The organism is Pseudomonas sp. efr-133-TYG-103a, assembly GCF_030209235.1.
Lineage (GTDB): Bacteria > Pseudomonadota > Gammaproteobacteria > Pseudomonadales > Pseudomonadaceae > Aquipseudomonas.
Genome location: NZ_JARVSK010000027.1, coordinates 66,663 through 74,961 on the forward strand (window position 1 = coordinate 66,663; position 8,299 = coordinate 74,961).

The 8,299-nt window shown below is 57.3% G+C and carries 7 protein-coding genes and 2 tRNA genes; 6 read left to right on the forward strand and 3 right to left on the reverse strand.

Annotated elements, in window-relative coordinates; all coding sequences use genetic code 11:
• The first annotated feature begins 120 nt into the window (after positions 1–120).
• Positions 121–1,761: a methyl-accepting chemotaxis protein gene (locus QRN36_RS22200; protein WP_285426039.1), complete on the forward strand. Its 1,641-nt coding sequence runs from the start codon at positions 121–123 to the stop codon at positions 1,759–1,761.
• Between the two features lie 399 nt (positions 1,762–2,160).
• On the forward strand, positions 2,161–3,798 hold the full coding sequence (mqo, locus tag QRN36_RS22205; protein ID WP_285426040.1) for a malate dehydrogenase (quinone): 1,638 nt from the start codon (positions 2,161–2,163) through the stop codon (positions 3,796–3,798).
• A 159-nt stretch (positions 3,799–3,957) separates the two neighbouring features.
• Here the strand turns inward: mqo and QRN36_RS22210 are convergent.
• Positions 3,958–4,034 (reverse strand) — tRNA-Arg (locus tag QRN36_RS22210).
• Positions 4,035–4,347: 313 nt separating this feature from the next.
• Here QRN36_RS22210 and QRN36_RS22215 point away from each other — a divergent pair.
• From QRN36_RS22215 to QRN36_RS22225, 3 genes are all read left to right on the forward strand, one after another.
• Complete coding sequence (locus tag QRN36_RS22215; RefSeq protein WP_285426041.1) at positions 4,348–4,581, forward strand: hypothetical protein; 234 nt, start codon at positions 4,348–4,350, stop codon at positions 4,579–4,581.
• 51 nt (positions 4,582–4,632) lie between these two features.
• Positions 4,633–4,830, forward strand: coding sequence for a PA3371 family protein (locus QRN36_RS22220; RefSeq protein ID WP_285426042.1), 198 nt, complete (start codon positions 4,633–4,635; stop codon positions 4,828–4,830).
• Between the two features lie 458 nt (positions 4,831–5,288).
• Positions 5,289–5,615: an Arc family DNA-binding protein gene (locus QRN36_RS22225; protein ID WP_093464019.1), complete on the forward strand. Its 327-nt coding sequence runs from the start codon at positions 5,289–5,291 to the stop codon at positions 5,613–5,615.
• 128 nt (positions 5,616–5,743) lie between these two features.
• On the opposite strand, the gene mgtE is transcribed toward QRN36_RS22225, so the two are convergent.
• A complete protein-coding gene (gene mgtE, locus QRN36_RS22230) occupies positions 5,744–7,186 on the reverse strand; it encodes a magnesium transporter (protein WP_093464016.1) in 1,443 nt (480 codons plus the stop codon).
• A 320-nt stretch (positions 7,187–7,506) separates the two neighbouring features.
• On the opposite strand from mgtE, the gene QRN36_RS22235 reads away from it, so the two are divergent.
• A complete protein-coding gene (locus QRN36_RS22235; protein WP_285426043.1) occupies positions 7,507–7,992 on the forward strand; it encodes a DUF4124 domain-containing protein in 486 nt (161 codons plus the stop codon).
• 41 nt (positions 7,993–8,033) lie between these two features.
• Here QRN36_RS22235 and QRN36_RS22240 read toward each other — a convergent pair.
• Positions 8,034–8,110, reverse strand: a tRNA-Arg gene (locus QRN36_RS22240).
• Positions 8,111–8,299: the final 189 nt, after the last annotated feature.

Below are 8,299 nucleotides of genomic sequence, written 5' to 3' on the forward strand. Positions count from 1 at the left end.
GACGTTTATCGTATGCGTATCAAAACGTGTAAAGTCCGTGACCCGCTCGCCGATACGCAGGCAATGCGGCACACAACTGATCTCAGCCGCCATGCCCTCCTCCCTGCCCGAGTACTGTCCATGTCCTGGCTGATCAATCTGAAATTGAAGTCCAAGCTCCTCTCGGCATTCTGCCTGTGCGCGCTGATCACTGTGGTCGTGGGCGTGTTGGGACAAACCGGCATCTCGCGTCTGTATGAATTGTTCGACGAAACAGTCAGCAACAACCTGCTCTCGATCACCAAGGTCGATTCCGTGAAAGCGAACGTGATTGCCACCAACCGCGACTTCTTCAAAGTCATCGGCCTGAGCGCGATCAAGGCCAGCCCCGACGAGATCAATTCGGCGCTGCAGTCGTTCAAGGAAAACCAGGTTCAGGCCGAAGCCGATTTCAAGGTGTATCGCGGCACGCCGCTGCAGCCAGATGAAAAAGCAGCGGGTGACGACTTCGAGCGCGACTGGGCCGCTTATATCAGCGCCGCGCAGAATACCCTTGCGGTGATCCAGACCGGCGACATCGAACAAGCCAGCAGGCTCGCCGCCAGCAGCGTGACGCCCAGCTATCGCAAGACCATGGGCGAGCTGAAAATCATCATCGAATCCAATGCCCGTCAGGCCAATGAAGCGACGCAAGCGGGCGTCGACACCAACCGCCGCGTGACCTTGATTCTGACCATCGGCTCGATCATCGCCGTGATCTGCGCCATCGCCCTGGGCCTGCTGGTCACGCGCATGATTACCCGGCCGATCTACCAGTCCGTTGAAAGCGCCGCGCGCGTTGCCAGCGGCGATCTGACCCAGTCAATCGCCATCGGTGGCCAAGACGAAACCGGGCAACTGCTTCAGGCGCTGTCGCACATGCAAGGCAGCCTGAAAGGCACCGTGCAGCAGATCGCCAGCGCATCGGATCAACTGGCTTCCGCCGCTGAGGAATTGACTGTGGTCACTGACGACAGCACCCGAGGCCTGCTGCGCCAGAACGACGAAATTCAGCAGGCGGCCACGGCCGTGAACCAGATGACGGCAGCCGTCGAAGAAGTGGCGCGCAATGCCGCCAGCGCATCGCAGGTTTCCGCGCAAACGGCCGAGGACGCACTCAAGGGTCAGCAGCAAGTGCAACAAGCTGTGTCGGCGATGAACAGCATGACCGTGGAAATCAACGATTCGACCCAACGCGTCGAGGCATTGGCCGGGCAGATTCGGGACATCACCAAAGTCTTGGACGTGATCCGTGGCATCGCCGAACAGACCAACCTACTGGCACTCAACGCCGCCATCGAAGCCGCTCGCGCAGGCGAGCAAGGTCGCGGTTTTGCGGTCGTCGCCGACGAAGTTCGCGCCCTCGCCCACCGCACTCAGGTGTCCACCGGCGAGATCGAGTCGATGATCTCCCAAGTGCGCAACGGTGCCGACGAAGCCGTGCAGGCGATGGGCAAGAGTCAGTCGATTGCAGTGAACACTCAGTCGCTTGCCACCGAGGCGGGCCGGGCGCTGGAGCGCATCAGCGAAGGCGTCAGCCAGATCAACGAGCGCAATCTGGTGATTGCCAGCGCCGCCGAAGAACAGGCCCAGGTCGCCCGGGAAGTGGACCGCAACCTGGTCAATATTCAGGACCTGTCGGCACAGACCTCCGCCGGCGCCAACCAGACCAGCGCCTCGAGTCAGGAGCTGTCGCGCCTGGCGGTGTCGTTCAACACGATGGTCGGCAAGTTCACCTTGTAACTCCTGCACGGAGCCGGTCAGAAGACCGGTTTTTCCGGTAAATGCTGTGCAATGGCCACATGAGACAAATTGGCGTATTGACTAAATCGTCCTGTGATTTGTCGTAAATCACATTTCGGGTACAATCGCCGCCCCGCCGCAGACACCCTTGGACCTGATGACCGAGTCCTGTGGCGATTGATGTTTACTCAAGCTGCTGAATCCAATGATCGAATAAAAAGCCAGCACCGAGGGACATAGAACTGGAGGTCGACCGATTCACTGGCCTCCTGACCCTTCCTCCGCGTCTTCCGAGAGCGAAGCCTGTCTGACGTTTGCGCCCCACCCGGCGCCAGCTGTAACAGGACGTTGCGCAACGAATGCTGCAGGCGGATAACTTTCTATCTATTGGATGACTCAATGTTCAAGAAAACGAGCAAGGCCCTGCTGGGTCTGGCGATTTCGGCGACCTTCCTGCAAGCCCACGCTGCCGAGAGCAAAAAAGTCGACGTGCTGTTGATCGGCGGCGGCATCATGAGTTCGACCCTGGGTGTCTGGCTCAACGAGCTGGAACCGGGCTGGTCGATGGAAATGGTCGAGCGTCTGGACGCCGTCGCCGAAGAAAGCTCCAACGGCTGGAACAACGCCGGTACCGGTCACTCCGGCCTGGCCGAGCTGAACTACACGCCTGAAGACAAAGACGGCAAGGTCAACATCTCCAAGGCCATCGAAATCAACGAAGCCTTCCAGGTGACCCGTCAGTTCCTGTCCTGGCAAGTGCGCCAGAGCGTCCTGAAAAACCCGCCTTCGTTCATCAATACCACTCCGCACATGAGCTTCGTGTGGGGCGATGACAACATCAAATTCCTGAAAAAGCGTTACGACGCGCTGCAAGCCAGCCCGCTGTTCCGCCCGATGCAATACTCCGAAGACCCGGCGCAGATCGCCAAGTGGGTCCCGCTGATGATGGAAGGTCGCGACCCGAGCCAGAAGCTGGCGACCACCTGGACGCCGATCGGCACCGACGTCAACTGGGGTGAAGTCACCCGTCAGTATGTGTCCTACCTGCAGACCCGCCCGAACTTCGACCTTAAGCTGTCCAGCGAAGTCAACGACATCACCCGTAACGAAGACGGCTCCTGGCACGTTGAATACAAGAACCTGAAAGACGGCACCACTTCTGGTACCGATGCCAAGTTCCTGTTCATCGGCGCAGGTGGCGGTGCGTTGAAGCTGCTGCAGAAATCCGGCATTCCGGAAGCGCAGGAATACGCAGGCTTCCCGGTCGGCGGCTCGTTCCTGGTGACCGAGAACCCGACCGTTGCCATGCAGCACATGGCCAAGGCCTACGGCATTGCCTCCACCGGCGCGCCGCCCATGTCGGTGCCGCATCTGGACACCCGCGTACTCGACGGCAAACGCGTCATCCTGTTTGGCCCGTTCGCGACTTTCTCCACCAAGTTCCTGAAAGAAGGTTCCTACCTGGACCTGTTCAGCAGCATGACCACCCACAACTTCTGGCCGATGACCAAAGTGGGTATCGAGCAGTACCCGCTGGTTGAATACCTCGCAGGTCAGTTGATGTTGTCCGATGACGATCGCTTCAAAGCGCTGCAGGAATACTTCCCGCACGCCAAGAAAGAAGACTGGCGCCTGTGGCAAGCCGGTCAGCGTGTACAGATCATCAAGCGCGACGCAGACAAAGGCGGCGTGCTGAAACTGGGTACTGAGGTCGTTTCTTCAAAGGACGGCAGCATCGCCGCTCTGCTGGGCGCTTCGCCAGGTGCGTCGACCGCTGCACCGATCATGCTGAACGTCCTGGAGAAGATCTTCAAAACCCAGGTCGCGACGCCAGAGTGGCAAGCGAAAATCCGCCAGATCGTGCCGAGCTATGGCACCAAGCTGAACGATTCGCCCGCTGCGGTTCAGCAGGAGTGGAACTACACCGCAGAAGTGCTGCAACTGGGCAAGCCTCCGGTCATCGACCAGAGCGTCGGCACCAGCACCGAGCCATCCAAGCCGGCCGAAAGCAAGCCTGCGAACGACATGGCGCTGTAATCCACGCCTGATCGCCCTGCGCCGGCAACCGTCGCAGGGAGTTCAATAAAAAGCCCCGCCAGAGCAATCTGCGCGGGGCTTTTTATTTCAGCGCACAGGCATTAGCGCACCACGTCGAGAAGCGAGAATCGAGGAGGAATTTAAGGGGGGCATTCAGAATGGTGTCCCAGGCGGGGTTCGAACCTGCAACCTTCCCCTTAGGAGGGGGATGCTCTATCCAATTGAGCTACTGAGACACTGATGCTGACACTCTGAATGGCGCCAGCAGGACGGCGTGCATGTTAACGGCAAGCCATTGTTTTGTCATGTCGTCATTGGCTTTTTAGGCTGTAGTCCGCCGGACGTTTGACGAGGCCAAAAATCGCGTCATGCAAATTGCAATGCGGCAGAATGCCCTCATTGCAAAACGCAACCTACACCGCCGCCATTACCTTGATAAGCCATTGATTTAAAAGCATTTTTATTCTTAAAATGTTTGGCATGCAGACTGCATTATCCCTTCTCGCGCATTCCCCCCTTCAAAATCAATTTCAAGCGAAGGTACCCGAGATGAACATGACCCTCACTTTGCTGAACGCCGCCGCGCTCATCGCAATCGTCGCTTTCCATTTTCAGGATGATGGAAGCAAGGCTGAGAGTGTCGCCGTTCAGGCTCAACCGCATTACCTGGTGAAACAGGCACCTCGTTTTGCAGCAATGCCCGCTCATAATTCGCAGGCGATGCTCGCCAACGACAGTGACGAAGCCATTCCAGTGGACCGCTCCGAACGTTGGGTATTCTGATTCGTTGATCTGAACCGGGTTTGCCAGCAAAATTTTTTCTAGAGAACAGCCATGTCCAAAGCAGCGTTATCCTTTCTTATCCTCGCCATTATGGCCGTCGCCGTCGATCAACTGCTTCCAGCTTCCACGGAAACGCTCTCCACTGCGGCTAAAGCAGCTGCCGGGGTGTTCGCGGTCTTGTTCGTCGCAGCGCTGTTCGTAGGCCGGCGCATCAAGTTCGACCCGGTGCTGCGTCAGGCGAAGCCCTGAGCGAACGCTCGTTAGCCCTCCTGCATACCGCTTCAGACGTACCTCACAGATCCGAAACCTGGCGACTCGCGCACGTCGTCAATGGCCGTTTCCGGCGAAAGAAAGACCCTTCGTCTCTTTCTTGCCAGCCTTCTCGATATTTCTCGCATCGCCCTCTACGCTGAAGACAGATAGCCATCACGGCGCAAACCCGCGTCCTCTGCGGCTGTCGCGCAGGTAGATGGGCGTTGGGAACTTTGCAAACCAGAACGCATTTCTGATAATTGGTGCTGGCTAAAAGCCTTTATCTAGTTCAATATTTGTCACAGATTTGACGCCAAGGATCCGACGGATTGATGCATGATGACGGACCTTTATGCTGGTTGGTTGAACATTTTGCCAAAACGACAGTCAGACAGTGACATCTCGCGGCCTAATGCAAGAACCGCCTCCCTCTTTGAACTAAATCGGTTAAATATATGAGCCCTATGAAACAGGCCAATTATTCCAGTCGCACAGCTGACAAGTTCGTTGTCCGTCTCCCGGAAGGTATGCGCGAGCGTATTGCGGAAGTCGCCAAACAGCATCACCGCAGCATGAACTCGGAAATCATTGCGCGTCTTGAGCAAAGCCTGATTCAGGAAGGCGCTCTGGGCGACGAGCCAAGCCTGCGTCTGGACAGCCCGGAGCTTTCGCTGCACGAACGCGAGCTGCTGCAACGCTTCCGCCAGCTGGCGCACCGTCAACAGAATGCCCTGGTTTCGCTTATCGCTCACGACACCAGCCTGGCCAACGACGACGAATAAGTCGCGCAGCCAGAGACTTAAAAGCCAGCCTCGAGCTGGCTTTTTTGTGCCCGCTTTATTGATGGCTTAGTTCACGCCCCATAGAAACGAAAAAACCGCCTTGAAGGCGGTTTTCCTGAAGTAGCACGTTAAAGCAGAAACAATGTAGCCAGACCCAAAAAGATGAAGAAACCGCCGCTGTCGGTCATCGCAGTGATCATTACACTGGAACCCATCGCAGGATCTCTGCCAAGACGAGCCAGCGTCATCGGGATCAACACCCCCATGAAGGCTGCGAGCAGGAGGTTGAGCGTCATCGCGGCGGTCATCACGACCCCCAGTGACCAGCTGTGATACAGCAGGTATGCGACAACCCCGATCACTCCGCCCCAGATGATTCCGTTGACCAGCGCGACGCCCAGCTCCTTGCGCATCAAGCGTGACGTATTCCCGGTGCTGACCTGATCGAGCGCCATGGCGCGAACGATCATGGTGATGGTCTGGTTACCGGAGTTGCCCCCGATTCCCGCGACGATAGGCATCAGCGCCGCCAGCGCCACCAGCTTCTCGATCGAGCCTTCGAACAGCCCGATCACGCGCGAGGCGATGAACGCAGTGATCAGGTTCACGGCCAGCCAGGACCAGCGGTTACGCAGCGACCGCCAGACCGAAGCGAAGATGTCTTCTTCCTCGCGCAGACCGGCCATATTCAGGACTTCGGTTTCGCTCTCTTCACGAATGAGGTCAACCATTTCGTCGATGGTCAGACGGCCGATGAGCTTGCCGTTCTTGTCCACCACCGGCGAGGAAATAAGGTCGTAACGTTCAAACGCCTGTGCGGCCTCGTAGGCATCGCCATCCGGATGAAAGCTGACCGGATCGCTGGCCATGACTTCGGAAACCTGTTTTTCCGGGTCATTGACCAAAAGACGCTTGATGGGCAGCACGCCTTTCAGCACGCCGTCGTAATCAACCACAAACAGTTTATCGGTGTGGCCCGGCAGCTCCTTCAGGCGCCGCAGGTAACGCAGAACGACTTCCAGGCTGACGTCTTCGCGGATGGTCACCATCTCGAAGTCCATCAGCGCACCGACCTGATCCTCATCGTATGAAAGCGCCGAGCGCACGCGTTCGCGCTGCTGGCTGTCGAGGGCCTCCATGAGTTCGTGCACGACATCGCGCGGCAACTCCGGCGCCAGGTCGGCCAGCTCATCGGCGTCCATTTCCTTGGCAGCCGCGAGCAGCTCGTGATCGTCCATGTCGGCGATCAGGGTTTCACGCACCGAGTCGGATACTTCGAGAAGGATGTCGCCGTCACGCTCGGCTTTGACCAATTGCCAGACCGTCAGGCGGTCTTCAACAGGAAGCGCTTCGAGAATATAGGCAACGTCGGCGGAGTGCAGGTCATCGAGCTTGCGTTGCAACTCGACAAGGTTCTGCCGGTGAACGAGGTTTTCAACACGATCCTGGTGCTGGCCTTCCTGCCGATGAGTCAGGTCTTCGACGATGCGCTGACGCTGCAGCAGATCGATGACTTGAGCAAGGCGATCCTGAAGGCTGTCCTGCGTTTTTTTTACTTCAATTTCGGTCATAGGCGAACTCCACTCCCAGCAGTGGAACACGCCGGAAGATCAATCAGTCGATTCGTGATTGGTACAGCTTAATTCTGAGTTGCTACTGGGTAAGTCCATGGAGGTATTCCACAAGCCCCGGCGGGGCTGACGGGCGCAATCATACACCGCTTGCCGGGGCTTAAGGTTAAAAATTCAACGCGGAACAATCGCTTGCAACACAATGTTAACCATTGTCCGAGTCGCTACTGCTACGACGTCACATCCAGAGAAGAAAACACGCTCGCCGACGAATTCCCCCTTGGCTAACCTGCCCTCCCCTCGGCCAAGGAAGACGCCTCATGCCATTCCGAAATCCCAGACCCGTCCTCGCATTGCTGTTGCTTGCGCCCTCGATGAGCATGGCCGCAACGGTGAATCGATGTCAGGACGCCAGCGGCAACATCACCTTCACCTCGGCCAGCTGCCCTCCCGGTCATACGCGTGAATTGCAGGACGCCCGCGCCCCGCTGACCGGGACTGTTCCGACAGCAACCGAGATAATGTCGGGACCGAAGCCACAGCCACAGCCGCAGCGAGAACTGGTCATCGTCGGACAGCGCGATGACGGATGTGGAAACGTGTTGAGCGCTGATCAGCGTCGCAAGGCGATTATCAACCAGCAGACGCCACCGGGCATGACCAAAAGAGACGTTGAGAGCCTTTTGGGCAAACCCGACAAGATCATCGGCCGCAATGCCGAAGTGCGTTACGTGTACGAAGAGAAGAAAGGACGCAGCCGGCACATCACATTCGATGAAAGCGGTTGCGTAAAAGGTAAACGCTGAAAAGCAAAAAGCCCGCATTTGCATGCGGGCTTTTCGTTTTATGGTGCACTCGACAGGATTCGAACCTGTGACCGCTCGGTTCGTAGCCGAGTACTCTATCCAGCTGAGCTACGAGTGCATGTGGCGCTTGATAAACCAGATCACCTCTGGTTGCTGCATTTTACTTCTGGAAGTGAGTGGTACTTCCGAAGACCTGTTGAAGCCAGGCTCTTTCTTAAAGCAGTTGTTCGTATCACTACCAACAACGCTTAAATGGTGCACTCGACAGGATTCGAACCTGTGACCGCTCGGTTCGTAGCCGAGTACT